Genomic DNA, 18,391 nt, shown 5'->3' on the forward strand with positions numbered 1-18,391 from the left:
CGACACCACTGACACCACCACGGTGACGCTGGACGACGTGACGGTGAACGAAGCGCAACAGCTGGTCTACACCGCGAGCGTGGACAACGCCCCGCAAGGTGCCTTCAGCGTGACGCTGAACAACGGCGTGGTGATCAACTTTGCCGACGGTGCGTTGACTGGCAGTTCGGAGCCGCAGCCAGCCCAGGGTGAAGACGTTTACCTCGATGCTGACAGCTTCCCGATCAGCATTGCTTCCACCAGTGGCGGCAACTACGAAGCGCTGGACACCACTGACACCGCAACGGTGACGATTACCGACACTATTAATGACAGTTTCGTAACCCTGACTGGCTCTGAAGCGACCCAAGGTGGAACTGTAGCCACTGTCACTGCAACAGTCGATAATGCTCCTGAATCTGACCTGACTCTTAACCTAGTCGACGATAACGGCGATGTCATCATGAAAGATGGCGTACCGGTCACCATAATAATTCAGGCAGAATCGACCGAAGGTACTGCTGATGTTCCTGTGTCTATTGGGCAAAGCTATGAAATTAAAGTCGGTAGTTATGACGGGGGGAACTATGAAAACCTTGTTCATGAAGGCACTGCGAATGTTGGGTCACCACCCAATATTCTCAACCTAGACATAATAACGAACACAAACGTCAACACTCAGTACATACAAATTCTGTTTACTCAGGGAGAAAACAGTTATACGCGCGTATTGGCACTAGATGCTCAAGGGCAGGGAGCTTCACTCGCGCTGGATGTAGGTTTTGATATTGACCCAAGTCAACCATATACTATTAACGTCTTGTATATGGGCAACGAGGAGAGTGTCAGTGATAAGGTGATAATTACCGACTTTGTAGTGGAAGGAACCAGTATTTCGGATTCCGGAGGTATAAAGTTGGGAACAGGTAACAACTATGACGCTTTCTTCGAGGTGGAAGTCCAGCCCGGAGATACTTCTATCGTATTGAATGATGCTGACTACGGTGATCGCGATGGTCTCGAGCAGTATGGTGATAAGAATGGCAATAATCTAACCGGTAGCAGTGGGGATGATCTGCTTGGTGGTGGTGGCGGCGATGACATATTGGCAGGAGGCCTAGGCAACGATGCACTATCTGGTGGTGAGGGAAATGACACACTATATGGTGATGAAGGTGATGACTTTTTGGCTGGTGGTTCCGGTAATGATACCCTCACCGGCGGCTCGGGGAACGATACAATGATCGGTGGCTTAGGCGCCGACACCTTTGTCTGGAACTTAGGCGATCAGAGTTCGCCCTCCGTTCCTGCTGAGGACACTGTAACTGACTTTGGCGATGGCGATGATGTCTTGGATATCTCCGATCTTCTTCAGGGTGAAGAATTAGAATCTAATGCAATTACTGACTATATTGTTGCCAAGGAAGGTGAGGGTGCTGATGATGGAAATCTGCTTCTTTACATCAAGCACGATGGAGGCGATGGAGCCATAGATAGCGATGGAGCCAATGCTGACCAAGTCATCAAGCTTGAAGGTAAAGGTTTCGATAGCTGGAATGATCCTGATACCGATGCGCCCTTTAATAATGGTGAAGACCTTATCCAGCACCTTATCGAAACAGGTCAGATAAATATCGATCAATAACATGTTAATTTGACCCAATCTCGCCCCGCCCGGTTACTCGGGCGGGGCTTTTTGCTAAGCTGCCTTCATACCCTGTTCAGGAGCTCACCCATGTACATCAAGCGCGACAGTGACGGTCGCATCGAGCTGGTCAGCCGGGAGGTGACGGCGGAGTGCGACGAGTACCTGGCGGCGGATTCGCCGGAGCTGCTGGCGTTCCTGACCGAGGGGGAGTCGAGTCGTGGACGCGCCTACTTCCAGGCGACAGATCTGGCCTTCGTGCGGGTACTGGAGGACGTGCTCGAGCTGTTGATGGACAAGGGCGTGATCAGCTTTACCGAGTTGCCGGAGGCGGCCCAGGAGAAGGTGATGGAGCGCCAGTCGCTGCGTCGCCGGCTCAATGGGTTGCACCTGGTGGGCTCGGAGGATGAGGAGAGCGGGGTGATCTAAGTGCAATGTTACGGCCCATAACGAAAGCGCCGCCTGGCTTGTTTGCCAGGCGGCGCTTCTTCGTGGGCCTGGTTCTCAGCCGCCGGGGCGATCGAGCTGGCGGATGCCGGGGCCGGTGACGCCGTCGATGCCGAGCTCATGGACCAGCTCGGACTCCTGCAGGCTGTCGACGCCCTCGGCGATGGCCAGGATGCCGATGGAGTGGCAGAGCGTGGCCATGCCGCGCAGCAGGGTCTGGCGTTCGGGGCTGTCGGCGATGCCGCGTACCAGGGAGGCGTCGATCTTGAGGTAGGCGAGCCCCAGGTCCTTGAGGTCTGAGATGCGACGGAACTCGCGGCCAACGTGCTCGAGGCCGAGCTTGCAGCCGAGGGGCTGGAGCTGGCGGCACAGGCTGCGGAAGCTCTCCTGGTCATGGATCACCATGGCCTCGGGCACCTCGATCCACAGCTGCCGGGCCGCCTCGCGGTTGCTCTGCAGCAGGCCGCTGAGATCCATCACGAAGCGGCCGTCGCGCACCGAGGCGGGGGAGAGGTTGATACCCAGCGGCTTGCCGTGGCGGTTGATCTCGCGCAGGGTCTCGCGGGCCACCGCCAGGTCGAGGCGGGCGTCTAGGCCGAGGCGCGAGATCCACGGCATGAAGATGCCGGCCGGGCGCCACTCGCCCTTGAGGCGCAGGCGCGACGGACACTCCAGGTGCAGCAGCTTGCCCTCGGCGTCGAGCACCGGGAAGCGGCCCAGGTAGACGCCATCGTCTAGCGCCTGGGTGAGCGCCTGGCGCCACTCGGTGTGGCTCTGGTAGAGCGGCAGGCGCTGCTGCCCCTCGGCCACCAGCTGGGCGAGGTCGCCGCGGTTCTCGGCGGTGGAGAGGGCGCCGTCGAGGCTCGCCAGCAGGGCGCGGGGGCGGTCGCCCTGGGCATAGGCGATCAGCGACGAGGGCAGGCCGAGGCGGATCGCTTGCTGCTCCTTGAGGGCGGCCAGCCGTTGGGTCAGCTCCTGACCGATGGCGGCGGTGTCGGTGCTGGCCGGTATCAGCAGGGCGAAGTCGGTGCCGGAGAGGCGACCGGCGATGCCCTCGCCGCGGACCTCGCCGAGCTGCTCCAGGCTCTGGGCCAGGTCGTGCAGCAGCTTGTCGGTGTCGGCGTGGCCCAGCGCCTCGCTTACCTCGCCCAGCCGCGCCACGCGCACCAGAAGCAGGGTGCCGGTGGCGCGGCGGTTGTTGCTCTCCAGCATGATGCGCAGCTGGTGCATGAAGGCCTCGCGGTTGAGCACGCCGGAGACGGCGTCGTGCTGTAGACGCTTGCGCAGCAGGTCGAGGCGCTCGCTCTCACGGCCGAGCATCTCGGCCACCGAGCCGGAGAGCTGGTTCATGGCCTGCACCACCTCCCTGAGCTCGCGGGTGCGCGGCTCGGGAGAGGTGGTGAAGCGGCGGTTGCCGATGTCCCGGGCCTGTTCCACCACCCGGCGCAGCGGACGGCGGATGCCGCGCACGATCAGGGCGGCCAGCGCCAGGCTGAGCACGCCGGCCAGGGCGAACCAGCCCATCAGCTCCAGGGTGCTGCGCCACAGCGACCGGTAGGCGAAGCTGTGCTGGCTCTCGAGGATCAGGGTGCCGTACTGGTTCCAGCGGTCCTGGATCACGGCGCGGCCGGGGGCGACCTCGAAGCGCACCAGGTCGACGAACCAGCCCGGTACCTCGGGCACCGCCTCGGGGCCTTCGCGCAGGTCGATGACGCCGCCCTCGGGGTCGCGCAGCTCGATGCGCCGATAGTGGCCGGTGTCGAACTGGGCGGCCAGCAGCAGGCCGATGGTGACCGGGTCCTTCTCCATCTGGCTCATGGTCAGCGCCAGGGCGTTGGCGTTGTCGCGGTTCTTGATCTCCACTTCCTGCTCGATGTAGGCGCGGCTAGTGGTGACCCCGATGAACAGGCTGCCGCCGAAGGCGAGCAACAGCAGCACCACGATGGTCAACCAGAGCTGCTTGATTAGCGACATGATGGCTCTCCCTAGATGAATCCCTGGTCACGCATGCGATCGATGACGCGCCGCCAGCGCGACAGCCGCGCCAAGGGGTCGGCGCGGGACTGGCTGCTGCCGCCGGCCCATAGCCCCTGGCTGTTGAAGCTGAACAGCGGGTCGAGGTCGGTGCGGTACTCGGCCGGGGTGATCGACGGCACCAGGTTGTCGAGCACCAGCGGCTGGGCCGAGGGCGTCTCGTACCAGCCCAGCACCATGTGCGCCTGGGTGATGCTGCTGCGCCCGATGCGGGCGCGGACGTAGATCATGCGCAGCTGCTCGCCGGGTACCCCCAACTGCTTGAGGGTGACGTACTTGGCGATGGCGTAGTCCTCGCAGTCCCCCTCGCCCTTGCCCAGCGCCTCCAGCGGCGTCGCCCAGTAGTCCTCCTGCCCCCACACCCGGATGTCGTCGATCCAGCGGATGCGGCGGTTGAAGAAGTCGTTGACTCCCTCGAGCTGGCGTTGCAGCTCGGCCCCGGCCAGGCGGTCGAGGAGCGCGAACCACTCCTCCAGCACCCTCATTCCGCCCTGGCCGTACTGGCGCTGCATGCTCTGGCGCAGCCGCGAGGGGTCGAGGTTGGCGCCCACCATGCCCGGCTTCAGCCCCAGCGCCGCGCCGGCCATCACCCCGACGAGACCCGCCAGGAAGCGGCGGCGCGACCGCGAGGCGAGCGGGCGAGAGGAGGCGGGCAGGGCGGCGGGCATGGGCGGCTCTGATGATGGATCAGGGTTTGCTGAAGTCTAGGTGCCCGGGCACGGCAATGCGAGCCCCGCGGCGGGGCTCGTGCGGGCTAGTCGGCGTTCCTGTCCCGCTCGGCCGCGGCGGGGTCGAAGGGCGCGTGGCCGGCCTTGTTGAGCACCGGGTTGGCGTACTGGGCGAGCCACCAGTCGCGCAGCTCGGCCGGCACCTGCTGCAGGCGGGCCTGGAAGCGGGCGCGGTCGGCGTCGGTGACCTCCGCGAGGTCGACCAGCTCGGGCGCGGCGCCCAGCGTCTCCAGGGCGAGCTGATGGCTGGGGAAGAGGCGGTAACCGGCGAGCACCTGGCGGTCGATCTCGGCGGCGACGGCATCCGGGGCATCGAAGGAGGCATCGAGCGGCGTGCCGAAGCTGAGCCGTACCCGCCCCTTGTGGCCGGTGATGCCGGCGACGATGGACTGGATGTCCTCGTACTGGGCCTTCTGGTAGGCCCCCTCGTGGTGCACCGCGTACAGCTCGCGGGCCTTCTGCACGTCGCAGGGGTCGTACTCGTAGCTGATCGCCACCGGCACCAGGCGCAGTTCGGCGATCGCCTCGCCGAGGCCCGCCTGGCGGTCCTCGGCACGGCGCGCCATGGTCATCATCTTGATGATCGCCGGGTCGGTACGGTCGATGCCGTCCTTGGCGCGCCCCTCGCGCTGGGCCATCCAGATGGAGTGGTTGTCGGCGGTGATGGAGTGGCGGATATAGCCGGAGAGCTTCTGATAGGCGGCCAGCATGGCGCGCTTGCCGCGGGCGCTGCGCGGCACGATGAAGCTCTTGTTGAGGCGCATCAGGTCGGTGACGTAGGGCTTCTTGAGCAGGTTGTCGCCGATGGCGATGCGCACCGTGTCGCGCCCGGCCAGGTAGAGGGCGTAGTTGACGAAGGCCGGGTCCAGCGAGATGTCGCGGTGGTTGCCGATGAACAGGTAGGCGGTGCCCGGGTCCAGGGCGTCGAGGCCTTCGGTCTCGAAGGCGTCGGTGGTGGTGCGGATCATCCGCTCCATGTAGCCGGCGACGCGCTGCTGGAAGCCCTGCACGCTCTCCACCCCGCGCACCTGGCGGCGGATGGCGAGGCTCGCCAGGGCACGCGAGAGCCCCGGCATGACCCGGGAGAGCCGCGGCAGGCGGTAGCGGGTGAGGGCGTCGAGCAGCTCCGGCTCGTGGGCCAGGCGCGCCAGGACGCCGGCGACCTCGTCGTCGTGGTAGGGGCGGATCTCGGCCCAGGGATCCCGGGCGTCGCTGGTGGGTCGGGTCTCGGTCATGGTGGTCAGGCGTCGCTTGCGGTACCCGCCTCGCCGCCCAACCAGGCGATGAGGCGCTCGATGTTCTCGCCCAGGGCCTGGGCCATCAGCACGAAATCGGTCTCCAGGCGCAGCAGGGCGTCGTCGCCGTCGTCGGCGGCGTTGGCCTCGTCGATCAGGGCGTCGCCGAAGCGCAGCGTCTTGAGCGCCAGGTCGTCATGCAGCACGAAGCTTAGCCGCCCCTCGATCTCCACGGCCAGCTTGCTGGCCTGGCGGCCGCTCTCCAGCAGCTGCTGGATCTCGTCGCTGTCGAGGTCGACCTGGCGGGCGCGCAGCACGCCGTCGTCGCCCTTGGCCTTGAGCTCTACCTGGTCGCCCAGCACCAGGTCGGCGGGGCGCGAGGCGGGGTCGGTCAGCCACTGGGTCATGGCGCGCATGGGCAGGGTCTGGGTGGCCAGCGGGGTGACCTTGAGGCTGCCCAGGGTCTCGCGCAGCAGGTCGAGTACCTCTTCGGCGCGGGTGCGGGAACTGGCGTTGATGCCGATCAGCCGGCGGCGGGTGTCCCACCACAAGTCGACCCTCTGGCTGCGCACGAAGGCCCGTGGCAGCAGCTCCTCCACCACCTGCTCCTTGAGGGTGAGCTTCTCCTGGCGGCGCAGCTTGCGTCCCTCGCGGGCCTCGACCTCGGCGGCGCGCTCGTCGACCTCCTCCTTGACCACGCCGGCGGGCAGCAGGCGTTCCTGGCGCAGGGCGCTGAGCAGTCGCTGGCCCTGCAGCTCGTGGAGGCGGGCGGTGTCGGCGCGTCCGCCGGGGAAGGTCCAGCCCAGGCGGCGCGGATCCTGGCCGCCCAGCGGGCGGGCGGCCTGCTCGGCCAGGGCCTCTTCCAGGGTGGCGGCGTCCAGCTCAGGGGCATCGTGCAGCCGATAGAGGTGTAAGTGCTTGAACCACATGAAGCATTTTTCCCGCAGAAAAGGGGCGCCATTATCACCGAAGGGGGGCGGGGGTGCCAGCCTGGATGCTGGGCCGGACTTGAAACGAGTGTTTGAATGTGGTGCGATCGCGGGCCTAGAATCGAGGCCCGCACCCCATCCAACTTCCCATGACGGAGCCCTGCCATGGACCCACGATCCACCCGTACCACCCTGCGCGTGCGCGGCTACCACCTGGATGGCTACGGCCACGTCAACAACGCCCGCTACCTGGAGTTCCTGGAGGAGGGGCGCTGGGCCTACTTCGACGCGCGGCCCGAGCTGTTCGCCCGCCTGCAGCGCGGCGACATCGCCTTCGTGGCGGTCAACCTCAACATCGACTACTGCGCCTCGGCGGTGGCCGGCGACGACCTGGCCATCGATAGCCGCCTCTGCGAGCTGGGCTCGCGCAGCGCGCGCATGGCCCAGGAGATCCGCCGGGTCGCTGACGACGCCCTGATCAGTCGCGCCACCATCACCTTCGTGCTGCTCGACGTGGCGGCCAACCGTGCCATCCCCATCGAGGGTGAGCTGCGCACCCTGCTAGCCCCGCTGGTGGTCGAATAGCGCCTGCCTTTGCCTCGCCCGGGGTGGTATGATGTGACGCTGTTATGGCGCCCCGGGCAACGCCACGGCGGGCGGCCAACCTCTTGCAGTGCAAAGGATTCGACGACCCATGGGTGACATCGCCAGAGAGATTCTGCCAGTCAACATCGAGGACGAACTCAAGCAGTCGTACCTCGATTACGCGATGAGCGTGATCATCGGCCGGGCGCTGCCGGATGTGCGCGATGGCCTCAAGCCGGTGCACCGGCGCGTGCTGTTCGCCATGCACGAGCTCGGCAACGACTGGAACAAGCCCTACAAGAAGTCCGCCCGCGTGGTGGGCGATGTCATCGGTAAGTACCACCCCCACGGTGACAGTGCCGTCTACGACACCATCGTGCGCATGGCCCAGGACTTCTCCATGCGCCACGTGCTGGTGGACGGCCAGGGCAACTTCGGCTCCATCGACGGCGACAGCGCCGCGGCCATGCGCTACACCGAGGTGCGCATGTCGCGCCTGGCCCATGAGCTCTTGGCCGACCTCGAGAAGGAGACCGTCGACTGGGTCGACAACTACGACGGCACCGAGCGCATCCCGGACGTGCTGCCCACCAAGGTGCCCAACCTGCTGGTCAACGGCTCCTCTGGCATCGCCGTGGGCATGGCCACCAATATCCCGCCCCACAACATGGTGGAGGTGATCGACGCCTGCCTGGCGCTGATCGACGACTACACCCTTACCGTCGACGACCTGATGGAGCACATCCCCGGGCCGGACTTCCCCACCGGGGGCATCATCAACGGCCGTGCCGGCATCCTCGAGGCCTACCGCACCGGCCGCGGGCGCATCTACGTGCGCGCCCGTCATACCATCGAGCACGACGACAAGAGCGGCCGCGACCACATCATCGTCACCGAGCTGCCCTACCAGGTGAACAAGGCGCGGCTGATCGAGAAGATCGCCGAGCTGGTCAAGGAGAAGCGCATCGAGGGCATCGCCGAGCTGCGCGACGAGTCCGACAAGGACGGCCTGCGGGTGGTGATCGAGGTCAAGCGCGGCGAGTCCGGCGAGGTGGTGGTCAACAACCTCTTCGCCCAGACCCAGCTGCAGAACGTCTTCGGCATCAACATGGTCGCCCTGGAGGATGGCCAGCCGCGCACCCTCAACCTCAAGGAGGTGCTCGAGGCCTTCATCCGCCACCGCCGCGAGGTGGTCACCCGGCGTACCCTCTATGAGCTGCGCAAGGCGCGGGAGCGGGGCCATATCCTCGAGGGCCTCACCGTCGCCATCTCCAACATCGACGAGGTGATCGAGCTGATCAAGGCCTCGCCGAATGCCGCCGAGGCCAAGGAGAAGCTGCTCGCGCGCAACTGGTCGCCGGGGCAGGTCACCGGCATGCTGGAGCGCGCCGGGGCCACCTCCTGCAAGCCCGAGGACCTCGAGGAGGGCTTCGGCCTCAACCCCTCGGCCACCGAGTACCGCCTCTCGCCGGCCCAGGCCCAGGCGATCCTCGAGCTGCGCCTGCACCGCCTGACCGGCCTGGAGACCGAGAAGCTCCTCGACGAGTACCTCGGCATCCTCGAGAAGATCGCCGAGCTGATGGCGATTCTGGCCTCCGCCGAACGCCTGCTGGAGGTGATCCGCGAGGAGCTCGCCGCGGTGCGCGACCAGTTCGGCAACCCGCGCAAGACCGAGATCCAGGCCAGCCACCTCGACCTCTCCATCGAGGACCTGATCGCCGAGGAGGACATGGTGGTCACCGTGTCCCGCTCCGGCTACGCCAAGACCCAGCCGCTCTCCGACTACCAGGCCCAGCGCCGCGGCGGACGCGGCAAGTCGGCCACCGCCATGAAGGACGAGGACGTCATCGAGCACCTGCTGGTGGCCTCCACCCATGACACCGTGCTGCTGTTCTCCAACCGCGGCAAGGTCTACTGGCTCAAGGTCTACGAGATGCCGGCGGCCAGCCGCGGCTCCCGTGGCAAGCCCCTGGTCAACCTGCTGCCGCTGGACGAGGGCGAGGCGATCAACGCCATCCTGCCGGTGCGCGACTACGACCCCGAGAGCTACATCTTCTTCGCCACCGCCAAGGGCACGGTGAAGCGCACCAGCCTCGAGCAGTTCTCGCGGCCGCGCAGCGTGGGCCTGATCGCCATCGATCTCGACGATGACGACCGCCTGGTCGGCGCCCAGATCACCTCGGGCAGCGACCACGTCATGCTGCTCTCCTCCAACGGCAAGGCGATCCGCTTCGAGGAGGGCAACGTACGTGCCATGGGCCGCACCGCCCGCGGCGTGCGCGGCATGCGCCTGCTGGATGACGCCGAGGTGATCAGCCTGATCATCCCCCAGAGCCAGCAGATCGATGCCGAGGCCGGCGTGGAGAACGGGGTCGGGGTCGAGGCCGAGGGCGAGGAGGGCGCCGCCATCGAGCAGGCCAACGGCGGCCAGATCTATATCCTCACCGCCTCCGAGAACGGCTATGGCAAGCGCACCCGCCTCGAGGAGTTCCCGCTGCGCGGCCGCGGCGGCCAGGGCGTGATCGCCATGCAGACCAGCGAGCGCAACGGCGCGCTCGTCGCCGCCATGCAGGTCTACGCCTCCGACGAGATGATGCTGATCAGCGATCGCGGCACCCTGGTGCGCACCCGCGTCGACGAGGTCTCGATCAGCTCGCGCAATACCCAGGGCGTGATGCTGATCCGCCTGGGCAACGACGAGACACTGGTCAAGACGGTACGCATCGACGAGCCGGAAGAGACGCCGGAGGAGGCCGAGATCCTCGATCAGGATGGCCAAGAGGACGCGGGGGCAGCCCCCGAAGCGGATTGAGGGGTCTGACCCCAGGGGAGATTCAGGACGCATGACACGCCACTTCAACTTCTGCGCCGGCCCGGCGGCGCTGCCCACCGCGGTGCTCGAGCGGGCCCGTGACGAGATGCTCGACTATCATGGCCGCGGCCTCTCGGTGATGGAGATGAGCCACCGCTCGCCGGAGTATGTCGCCATCGCCGAGAAGGCCGAGGCCGACCTGCGCGAGCTGCTGGCGATTCCCGCCAACTACCGCGTGCTCTTCACCCAGGGCGGGGCCAGCCAGCAGTTCGCCGCGGTGCCCTACAACCTGCTTGGCGAGGGCGGGCGGCCGAGCTTCGTCGACACCGGCATCTGGAGCCGCAAGGCGATCAAGGAGGCGCGCCACCTCTTCGGCGAGGTGGACCTCGCCGCTTCGAGCGAGGAGAACGGCCACACCGCGGTGCCGCGCCCGGAGGCGATCCGCCTCGCCGAGGATTCGGCCTACCTGCATTACACCGCCAACGAGACCATCGGGGGCCTGGCCTTCGACTACCTCCCCGAGGCGCTCCGTCCCGACGGGCGCGAGGTGCCGCTGGTTGGCGACATGTCCTCGACGATCCTCTCCGGGCCCCTGGATGTCTCGCGCTTCGGGGTGATCTACGCCGGCGCCCAGAAGAACATCGGCCCGGCCGGCCTGGTGGTGGTGATCGTGCGCGACGACCTGCTCGACCGCGCCCGCGCCGACATGCCGACCCTGTTCTCCTACAAGGAGCTCGCCGCGGCGGGCTCCATGGTCAACACCCCGGCCACCTACAGCTGGTACCTGGCGGGTCTGGTGTTCGAGTGGCTCAAGGACGACATCGGCGGTCTTTCCGCCATGGAGGCGATCAACGCCCGCAAGGCGGCAAAGCTCTATGCCGCCATCGACGCCAGTGGGCTCTACGCCAACCCCATCACCCCGGCCAACCGCTCTCGGATGAACGTGCCCTTCGTGCTCGCCGACGAGCGGCTGGACGCGCCGTTCCTGGCCGAGGCCGAGGCGGCGGGGCTGTTGAACCTCAAGGGGCACCGCAGCGTCGGCGGCATGCGCGCGAGCCTCTACAACGCCGTGCCCGAGGCCGCCGTGGACGCACTGATCGACTTCATGACCGACTTTGAACAGAGAAGGGGCTGAGGGATGAGCGAGACTCCCATCGATCTCGAGGCGCTGCGCCACCGCATCGACGACCTGGACAGCGAGCTGCTGCGGCTGATCAACGAGCGGGCCGCCGCCGCCCAGCAGGTGGCCCAGGTGAAGACCGCCGAGGACCCCCGGGCGGTCTTCTACCGCCCCGAGCGTGAGGCCCAGGTGCTGCGCCGCATCATGGCGCTCAACAAGGGGCCGCTGGACAGCGAGGAGGTCGCCCGACTGTTCCGCGAGATCATGTCCGCCTGCCTGGCCCTGGAGCAGCCCATCAAGGTCGCCTATCTGGGCCCGGAGGGCACCTTCACCCAGCAGGCCACCCTCAAGCACTTCGGCGAGAGCGCGGTCAGCCTGCCCATGGCGGCCATCGATGAGGTGTTCCGCGAGGTGGAGGCCGGCGCGGTCAACTACGGCGTGGTGCCGGTGGAGAACTCCACCGAGGGGGTGATCAACCACACCCTGGACTCCTTCATGGATTCCGGCCTGCGCATCTGCGGCGAGGTGGTGCTGCGCATCCACCATCACCTGCTGGTGGGCGAGACCACCCGCCAGGACAAGGTCTCACGCATCTACTCCCACCCGCAGTCCTTCGCCCAGTGCCGCAAGTGGCTCGACGCCCACTACCCCCAGGCCGAGCGGGTGCCGGTCTCCTCCAACGCCGAGGCGGCGCGGCTGGTCAAGACCGAGTGGCACAGCGCCGCCATCGCCGGCGACATGTCCGCCAAGCTCTACGGCCTGACGCGGCTCGCCGAGAAGATCGAGGACCGCCCGGACAACTCCACGCGCTTCCTGATCATCGGCAACCAGGACGTGCCGATGTCCGGCGAGGACAAGACCTCCATCGTGGTGGCCATGCGCAACCAGCCCGGCGCCCTGCATGACCTGCTGGAGCCCTTCCATCGCCACCAGATCGACATGACCCGCCTGGAGACCCGCCCCTCGCGCAGCGGCGTGTGGAACTACGTGTTCTTCATCGACTTCAAGGGCCACCGCGACGAGCCGCGGGTCGCCGCGGTGCTGGAGGAGGTGCGCCTGCGCGCCGCCGAGGTCAAGGTGCTGGGCTCCTACCCGGTCGGCGTGCTCTGAGGCATGGCGGTGACGGAGCCATCCGCGGTCGCCGAAGCGCGCATCCTGATCGTCGGCCTGGGCCTGATCGGCGGCTCCCTGGCCGCGGCCCTGCGTGAGGCAGGCTTCGGTCGTCGCGATAGCGACGATGCCGGTGGGGGCGGGCCGGTGAAGAGGGCGGAGATCCTCGCCTGCGACCCGGATGCCGATGAGATCGCCCGGGGCATCGAGATGGGCCTGATCGACGGCGGTGACACCCGCCTCGAAGGCGTCATCGACGGCGCCACCCTGGTGGTGCTGGCGGTGCCGGTGCTGGCGATGCGCGGCGTGATGGGCGAGCTCGCCGGCCTGCTGGGCCGCGCCGCCCCGCAGGTGGTGGTCACCGACGTGGGCAGCACCAAGGCGGCCATCCGCGACGGTGCCGTCGCTGCCTTCGGGCGCATGCCGCCGAGCCTGGTGCTCGGCCACCCCATCGCCGGCTCCGAGAAGAGCGGCGTGGCGGCGGCCAACCCCGCGCTCTACGCCGACCACAAGGTGATCCTGACCCCCGAGCCCGACACCGACCCGGCGGCGCTCGCTCGGGTGCGCACGCTGTGGGCGGCTTGCGGCGCCGAGGTGCTGGAGATGGACGTGGCGCGTCACGATCAGGTGCTGGCCCGCACCAGCCACCTGCCGCACCTGCTGGCCTTCTCGCTGGTGGATACCCTGGCGCGCCAGGACGAGCGCCTCGAGATCTTCCGCTACGCCGCCGGCGGCTTTCGCGACTTCACCCGCATCGCCGGCAGCGACCCGGTGATGTGGCGCGACATCTTCATCGCCAACCGCGACGCCGTGCTTACCTCCCTGGAGGACTTCGAGGCCGGCGTGGCGCGGCTGCGCGACGCCGTGGAGCGCGGCGATGGCGACGCCATGCTGGCGACCTTCGACCGTGCCAGCCATGCGCGCCACTACTTCGACACCCTGCTCAACAAGACCAGTTATCAGGCGGAATACCAGATGCAACAGCAAGGCAAGCTGCGCTACCGGGTCAGCCCCGGTGGCGGCGTGACCGGGCGCATCCGCGTCCCCGGCGACAAGTCGATCTCCCACCGCTCCATCATGCTCGGCGCCCTGGCCGAGGGGGTTACCGAGATCAAGGGCTTCCTGGAGGGCGAGGACAGCCTGGCCACCCTGCAGGCCTTCCGCGAGATGGGGGTGGCCATCGAGGGCCCGCACCAGGGGCGGGTGACCGTCCATGGCGTGGGCATGCACGGCCTCAAGGCGCCGTCCGGTCCCCTCTACGTGGGCAACGCCGGCACCGCCATGCGCCTGTTCGCCGGCCTGCTCGCCGGCCAGGCCTTCGACACCGAGCTCACCGGGGACACCTCCCTCACCAGGCGCCCCATGGGGCGTGTAGCCGACCCGCTGCGCCTGATGGGCGCCGAGATCGATACCGCCGAGGGCGGTCGCCCGCCGCTGCATATCCATGGCGGCAAGACGCTCAAGGGCATCGCCTACGACATGCCCATGGCCAGCGCCCAGGTGAAGTCCTGCCTGCTGCTCGCCGGCCTCTACGCCGAGGGCGAGACCCGGGTGCGCGAGCCGGCGCCGACCCGCGACCATACCGAGCGCATGCTGACCGGCTTCGGCTACGCGGTCCAGCGCGAGGGTGACATCTGCTGGCTCGAGGGTGGTGGCAAGCTGACCGCCGCGCCCATCGACGTGCCCTCGGACATCTCCTCGGCCACCTTCTTCCTGGTGGCGGCGGCCATCACCCCGGGCTCGGACCTGGTGCTGGAGCACGTCGGCATCAACCCGACCCGCATCGGGGTGATCAACATCTTGCGGCTGATGGGCGCCGACCTGCGTCAGGAGAACGAGCGCGTGGTGGGCGGCGAGCCGGTGGCCGACCTGCATATCCGCTACACGCCGCTCAAGGGCATCGAGATCCCCGTGGACCAGGTGCCGCTGGCCATCGACGAGTTCCCGGCGCTGTTCATCGCCGCGGCCAACGCCGAGGGCGTGACCCGGCTGCGCGGCGCCGAGGAGCTCAGGGTCAAGGAGTCCGACCGCCTGCAGGCCATGGCCGACGGCCTGGCCGCCATCGGCGTCGAACACACCCTGTATCCCGACGGCATCGATATCATGGGAGGAGGCCGTCACGAGGGTCCCAACTATGGCGGCGGGCGGATCGACAGCCTGGAGGATCACCGCATCGCCATGGCGTTCACCATCGCCGGCCTGCGGGCGAGCGACGCGATCGTCATCGATGACTGCGCCAACGTCGCCACCTCCTTCCCCGGCTTCGTCGACCTGGCGCGCAAGGTGGGGCTGACCCTTGAGGAAGAGAGCGGCGAGGAGGGCGCATGAGCGGATCCGAGATTCCGGTACTGGCCATCGATGGCCCCGGCGGGGCCGGCAAGGGCACCATCAGCCGCTTGGTCGCCGAGCGCCTGGGCTGGCACCTGCTGGACTCCGGCGCCCTCTATCGGCTGACCGCCCTGGCCGCCAGCCGCCATGGCGTGGCCCTCGACGACGAGGCGGCGCTGGCCGAGGTGGCCCGTCACCTCGACGTGGTGTTCGTGGCCGAGGCCGAGGCCACCCGGGTGCTGCTGGAGGGCGACGATGCCACCACCACCATCCGCACCGAGCAGGTGGGTGATGCCGCCTCCCGGGTCGCCGCGCTGCCCGCGGTACGCGAGGCGCTGCTGAGCCGTCAGCGCGACTTCCGCAAGCCCCCGGGCCTGGTGGCGGACGGCCGTGACATGGGCACCGTGGTGTTCACCGCGGCACCGCTGAAGATCTTCCTCACCGCCTCGGCCGAGGAGCGAGCCCACCGCCGCCAGCGCCAGTTGCGGGAGGCCGGGGTGGATGCTAGTCTATCGAGTCTTTTGAAGGAGATTCAGGCGCGCGACGCCCGCGATATGCAGCGCAGCGTGGCGCCACTCAAGCCGGCCGATGACGCCATCACGCTTGATACCACGCGCCTGACGATACCGGAAGTGGTGGATCGGCTGACGGAGCTTCTGACCCAACGCGGTCTGCTCCCCGACGCCTGAAACTCCCTTGCGGCGCCTCCGGCAGCATGTGATGACGTGGCTCGGCACCGACAGCCGAGAGCCGAGCCAGGTCGAACCAGCGCCAACATCGCCGGGGGCTTGGTGAATAAGGCCCGCACTCGCTGGTGGTGCGGAGGAAGCGGCCCTGCCGCACGTTAACGTTGATCACGTAGGAACATCATGAGCGAAAGCTTTGCTGAACTGTTTGAACAGTCTCTCCAGGACATCAACATGGAGCCGGGCGCCATCGTCGCGGCCTCCGTCGTCGACATCGAGGGTGACTGGGTCACCGTCAATGCCGGCCTGAAGTCCGAAGGTCAGATCCCCGCGGCCCAGTTCCGCGACGAGAATGGCGAACTGACCATCGCCATCGGCGACGAGGTCCACGTCGCCCTGGAAGCCGTCGAGGACGGTTTCGGCGAGACCCGCCTCTCCCGCGAGAAGGCCAAGCGCGCCGAAGCGTGGAAGGTGCTGGAAGCGGCCTTCGAAAAGGACGAGATCGTCAAGGGCGTGATCAACGGCAAGGTCAAGGGCGGCTTCACCGTCGACGTCGACTCCATCCGTGCCTTCCTGCCGGGCTCCCTGGTCGACGTGCGTCCGGTGCGCGACACCACGCACCTCGAGAACAAGGAACTCGACTTCAAGGTCATCAAGCTCGACCCGAAGCGCAACAACGTCGTCGTCTCGCGTCGTGCCGTGCTCGAGGCCGAGAACAGCGCCGAGCGTGAGGCCCTGCTCGCCACCCTGCAGGAAGGCCAGCAGATCGTGGGTATCGTCAAGAACCTCACCGACTACGGCGCCTTCGTCGACCTCGGTGGCGTCGACGGCCTGCTGCACATCACCGACATGGCCTGGAAGCGCATCAAGCACCCGAGCGAGATCGTGGCCGTCGGCGACGAGATCACCGTCAAGGTGCTCAAGTTCGATCGCGAGCGCAACCGCGTCTCCCTCGGCCTGAAGCAGCTGGGCGAGGATCCCTGGGTCAACATCAAGGATCGTTACCCGGAAGGCACCAAGGTGCACGCCCGCGTCACCAACCTCACCGATTACGGCTGCTTCGCCGAGCTGGAAGAGGGTGTCGAGGGTCTGGTCCACGTCTCCGAGATGGACTGGACCAACAAGAACATCCATCCGTCCAAGGTCGTTCAGGTCGGCGACGAGGTGGACGTCATGGTGCTGGATATCGACGAGGAGCGTCGTCGTATCTCCCTGGGCATCAAGCAGTGCACCGCCAACCCGTGGGAGACCTTCAGCGCGACCTACAACAAGGGCGACCGCGTTGCCGGCACCATCAAGTCCATCACCGACTTCGGCATCTTCATCGGCCTGGAAGGCGGCATCGATGGCCTGGTGCACCTCTCCGACATCTCCTGGACCGAGACCGGCGAGGAAGCCGTTCGCCAGTTCAAGAAGGGTGATGAGGCCGAGGCCGTGATCCTCTCCATCGACCCGGAGCGTGAGCGCATCTCCCTGGGCATCAAGCAGCTCGATACCGATCCGGTCGCCGAGTTCCTGTCCGTCAACGACAAGGGCTCCATCGTCACCGGCCGTGTGGTCGAGGTCGATGCCAAGCAGGCCCAGGTTGAGCTGGCCACCGACGTCGTGGCGGTGCTCAAGGCCTCCGAGATCAGCGCCGACCGCGTCGAGGATGCCCGCAACGTCCTGAGCGAGGGCGACAGCGTCGAGGCCCGCATCATCGGTGTCGATCGCAAGAACCGCCAGATCGCCCTCTCCATCAAGGCCAAGGAGCAGGACGATACTCGCCAGAACCTGAAGAAGCTGCGCGAGGAGAGCGTCGAGAGCGGTGGCCCGACCACCATCGGCGACCTCATCAAGCAGCAGATGGGTCAGGACTGATCGAGACGCCGTCTCGCCGGACCGAAACCGCCGCCCTCCGGGGCGGCGGTTTTCTTTGTATTGGGGCACATATTCGACGATGCCTGTCGATATGTCGGGCCCCGTTCTCTTGCGCCGACTATTGTGTTCACTCCGCATCCTGAGTTGAGGAGTTCGTACGGTCCACACTCTTGGTTGGCCGGCTTCAGTAGCAACGCGTTTAACTTTACCCTTTACTTGGCAAATCAGCGGGTGGGTCCCGTGAAGTTGGTCCCGTGAAATAGTATCGCCCTGGTAAGTGCGACAACTTGCGTTAATCGGTTAACTCACCCAGACTCTTGCCATAAGATGGAGTTAACCGACATAATGCTTGCCCGTTGTTTCCCGCCAATCCCACCTCAAGGAAAGCGCTAGATGTCACTTCTCAACGACTACATGCAGATGGAACAGCAGCTCAAGGAACTCCAGGCCAATCTGGACAAGCTGCACAACGACAAGCGTCTCCAGACCGAACTCGAGTTCAAGGAGAAGCTTGAGGCGCTGATGAAGGAGTATGACAAGAGCGCCGCCGATGTCATCGCCCTGCTCGACCCGAAGCCCGCGGCGCCTGCCGCCAGGGCCGCCTCGCCCAGCAGCACCGGCGGTCGTCGCAAGCGCAAGTTGAAGATCTACAAGAATCCCAACACCGGCGAAGTCGTCGAGACTCGCGGCGGCAACCAGAAGACGCTCAAGGCGTGGAAGGACGAGTTCGGTTCCGACACCGTCGAGTCCTGGCTGGTGCGCGTGGAAGAGTGATCGCGAATCCCTGACGCGAGGGGCGTGCGTCCCCACGCTCCGAGAGTCAACGGCGCCCGAGAGGCGCCGTTATTGTTGGTGAGTCGTGCCCTCCTTGCATCTTTTTCGCCTCCTTCGCG

General features: G+C 66.5%; 14 protein-coding genes. 10 read left to right on the top strand and 4 right to left on the bottom strand.

From position 1 onward, the window contains the following. Both BLP95_RS16645 and BLP95_RS05050 read left to right on the top strand, forming a co-directional pair. A partial coding sequence (locus BLP95_RS16645; protein WP_143004401.1) for an immunoglobulin-like domain-containing protein occupies nucleotides 1-1,624 on the top strand: 1,624 nt, incomplete at its 5' end. Nucleotides 1,625-1,714: 90 nt separating this feature from the next. After that, nucleotides 1,715-2,053, top strand: a complete 339-nt coding sequence (locus BLP95_RS05050; RefSeq protein WP_089677344.1) for a tryptophan synthase subunit beta like protein — start codon at nucleotides 1,715-1,717, stop codon at nucleotides 2,051-2,053. A 75-nt stretch (nucleotides 2,054-2,128) separates the two neighbouring features. Here BLP95_RS05050 and BLP95_RS05055 read toward each other — a convergent pair whose 3' ends face one another. The 4 genes from BLP95_RS05055 to BLP95_RS05070 form a co-directional block, all read right to left on the bottom strand. Next, nucleotides 2,129-4,045, bottom strand: a complete 1,917-nt coding sequence (locus BLP95_RS05055) for an EAL domain-containing protein (RefSeq protein WP_089677345.1) — start codon at nucleotides 4,043-4,045, stop codon at nucleotides 2,129-2,131. 11 nt (nucleotides 4,046-4,056) lie between these two features. Continuing rightward, a complete protein-coding gene (locus BLP95_RS05060) occupies nucleotides 4,057-4,773 on the bottom strand; it encodes a transglutaminase-like cysteine peptidase (RefSeq protein WP_089677346.1) in 717 nt (238 codons plus the stop codon). Nucleotides 4,774-4,859: 86 nt separating this feature from the next. Continuing rightward, on the bottom strand, nucleotides 4,860-6,068 hold the full coding sequence (locus BLP95_RS05065; RefSeq protein WP_089677347.1) for a 1-acyl-sn-glycerol-3-phosphate acyltransferase: 1,209 nt from the start codon (nucleotides 6,066-6,068) through the stop codon (nucleotides 4,860-4,862). Nucleotides 6,069-6,073: 5 nt separating this feature from the next. Beyond that, nucleotides 6,074-6,997, bottom strand: a complete 924-nt coding sequence (locus tag BLP95_RS05070) for a recombination-associated protein RdgC (protein WP_089677348.1) — start codon at nucleotides 6,995-6,997, stop codon at nucleotides 6,074-6,076. A gap of 165 nt (nucleotides 6,998-7,162) precedes the next feature. Between BLP95_RS05070 and BLP95_RS05075 the strand changes: the two genes are divergently transcribed. From BLP95_RS05075 to BLP95_RS05110, 8 genes are all read left to right on the top strand, one after another. After that, entirely contained in the window at nucleotides 7,163-7,582 is a 420-nt protein-coding gene (locus BLP95_RS05075; RefSeq protein WP_089677349.1) for an acyl-CoA thioesterase, read from the top strand. Between the two features lie 109 nt (nucleotides 7,583-7,691). After that, entirely contained in the window at nucleotides 7,692-10,394 is a 2,703-nt protein-coding gene (gene gyrA, locus BLP95_RS05080) for a DNA gyrase subunit A (RefSeq protein WP_089677350.1), read from the top strand. A gap of 31 nt (nucleotides 10,395-10,425) precedes the next feature. Beyond that, the gene (serC, locus tag BLP95_RS05085) at nucleotides 10,426-11,529 is read left to right on the top strand and encodes a 3-phosphoserine/phosphohydroxythreonine transaminase (protein ID WP_089677351.1); all 1,104 of its coding nucleotides are present in this window, start codon (nucleotides 10,426-10,428) and stop codon (nucleotides 11,527-11,529) included. A 3-nt stretch (nucleotides 11,530-11,532) separates the two neighbouring features. Next, on the top strand, nucleotides 11,533-12,624 hold the full coding sequence (gene pheA, locus BLP95_RS05090) for a prephenate dehydratase (RefSeq protein ID WP_089677352.1): 1,092 nt from the start codon (nucleotides 11,533-11,535) through the stop codon (nucleotides 12,622-12,624). Between the two features lie 9 nt (nucleotides 12,625-12,633). Next, a complete protein-coding gene (locus BLP95_RS05095; protein WP_425402541.1) occupies nucleotides 12,634-14,952 on the top strand; it encodes a bifunctional prephenate dehydrogenase/3-phosphoshikimate 1-carboxyvinyltransferase in 2,319 nt (772 codons plus the stop codon). Continuing rightward, nucleotides 14,949-15,641: a (d)CMP kinase gene (cmk, locus tag BLP95_RS05100; protein ID WP_089677354.1), complete on the top strand. Its 693-nt coding sequence runs from the start codon at nucleotides 14,949-14,951 to the stop codon at nucleotides 15,639-15,641. The genes BLP95_RS05095 and cmk overlap by 4 nt, the downstream gene beginning before the upstream one ends. A gap of 180 nt (nucleotides 15,642-15,821) precedes the next feature. Next, a complete protein-coding gene (gene rpsA, locus BLP95_RS05105; protein ID WP_089677355.1) occupies nucleotides 15,822-17,498 on the top strand; it encodes a 30S ribosomal protein S1 in 1,677 nt (558 codons plus the stop codon). A gap of 393 nt (nucleotides 17,499-17,891) precedes the next feature. Next, complete coding sequence (locus BLP95_RS05110; protein ID WP_023006985.1) at nucleotides 17,892-18,272, top strand: histone-like nucleoid-structuring protein, MvaT/MvaU family; 381 nt, start codon at nucleotides 17,892-17,894, stop codon at nucleotides 18,270-18,272. Nucleotides 18,273-18,391: the final 119 nt, after the last annotated feature.

This window comes from Halomonas shengliensis, from assembly GCF_900104135.1.
In the GTDB taxonomy this organism is placed as follows: Bacteria; Pseudomonadota; Gammaproteobacteria; order Pseudomonadales; family Halomonadaceae; genus Halomonas; species Halomonas shengliensis.

Excerpts from the sequence above, each read along its gene's own strand:
- BLP95_RS05075 (WP_089677349.1), top strand. The coding sequence starts at position 7,163 with ATGGACCCACGATCCACCCGTACCACCCTGCGCGTGCGCGGCTACCAC.
- cmk (WP_089677354.1), top strand. The coding sequence starts at position 14,949 with ATGAGCGGATCCGAGATTCCGGTACTGGCCATCGATGGCCCCGGCGGG.
- pheA (WP_089677352.1), top strand. The coding sequence starts at position 11,533 with ATGAGCGAGACTCCCATCGATCTCGAGGCGCTGCGCCACCGCATCGAC.
- BLP95_RS05050 (WP_089677344.1), top strand. The coding sequence starts at position 1,715 with ATGTACATCAAGCGCGACAGTGACGGTCGCATCGAGCTGGTCAGCCGG.
- rpsA (WP_089677355.1), top strand. The coding sequence starts at position 15,822 with ATGAGCGAAAGCTTTGCTGAACTGTTTGAACAGTCTCTCCAGGACATC.
- BLP95_RS05070 (WP_089677348.1), bottom strand. The coding sequence starts at position 6,997 with ATGTGGTTCAAGCACTTACACCTCTATCGGCTGCACGATGCCCCTGAG.
- BLP95_RS05110 (WP_023006985.1), top strand. The coding sequence starts at position 17,892 with ATGTCACTTCTCAACGACTACATGCAGATGGAACAGCAGCTCAAGGAA.
- BLP95_RS05065 (WP_089677347.1), bottom strand. The coding sequence starts at position 6,068 with ATGACCGAGACCCGACCCACCAGCGACGCCCGGGATCCCTGGGCCGAG.
- gyrA (WP_089677350.1), top strand. The coding sequence starts at position 7,692 with ATGGGTGACATCGCCAGAGAGATTCTGCCAGTCAACATCGAGGACGAA.
- serC (WP_089677351.1), top strand. The coding sequence starts at position 10,426 with ATGACACGCCACTTCAACTTCTGCGCCGGCCCGGCGGCGCTGCCCACC.
- BLP95_RS05055 (WP_089677345.1), bottom strand. The coding sequence starts at position 4,045 with ATGTCGCTAATCAAGCAGCTCTGGTTGACCATCGTGGTGCTGCTGTTG.
- BLP95_RS05060 (WP_089677346.1), bottom strand. The coding sequence starts at position 4,773 with ATGCCCGCCGCCCTGCCCGCCTCCTCTCGCCCGCTCGCCTCGCGGTCG.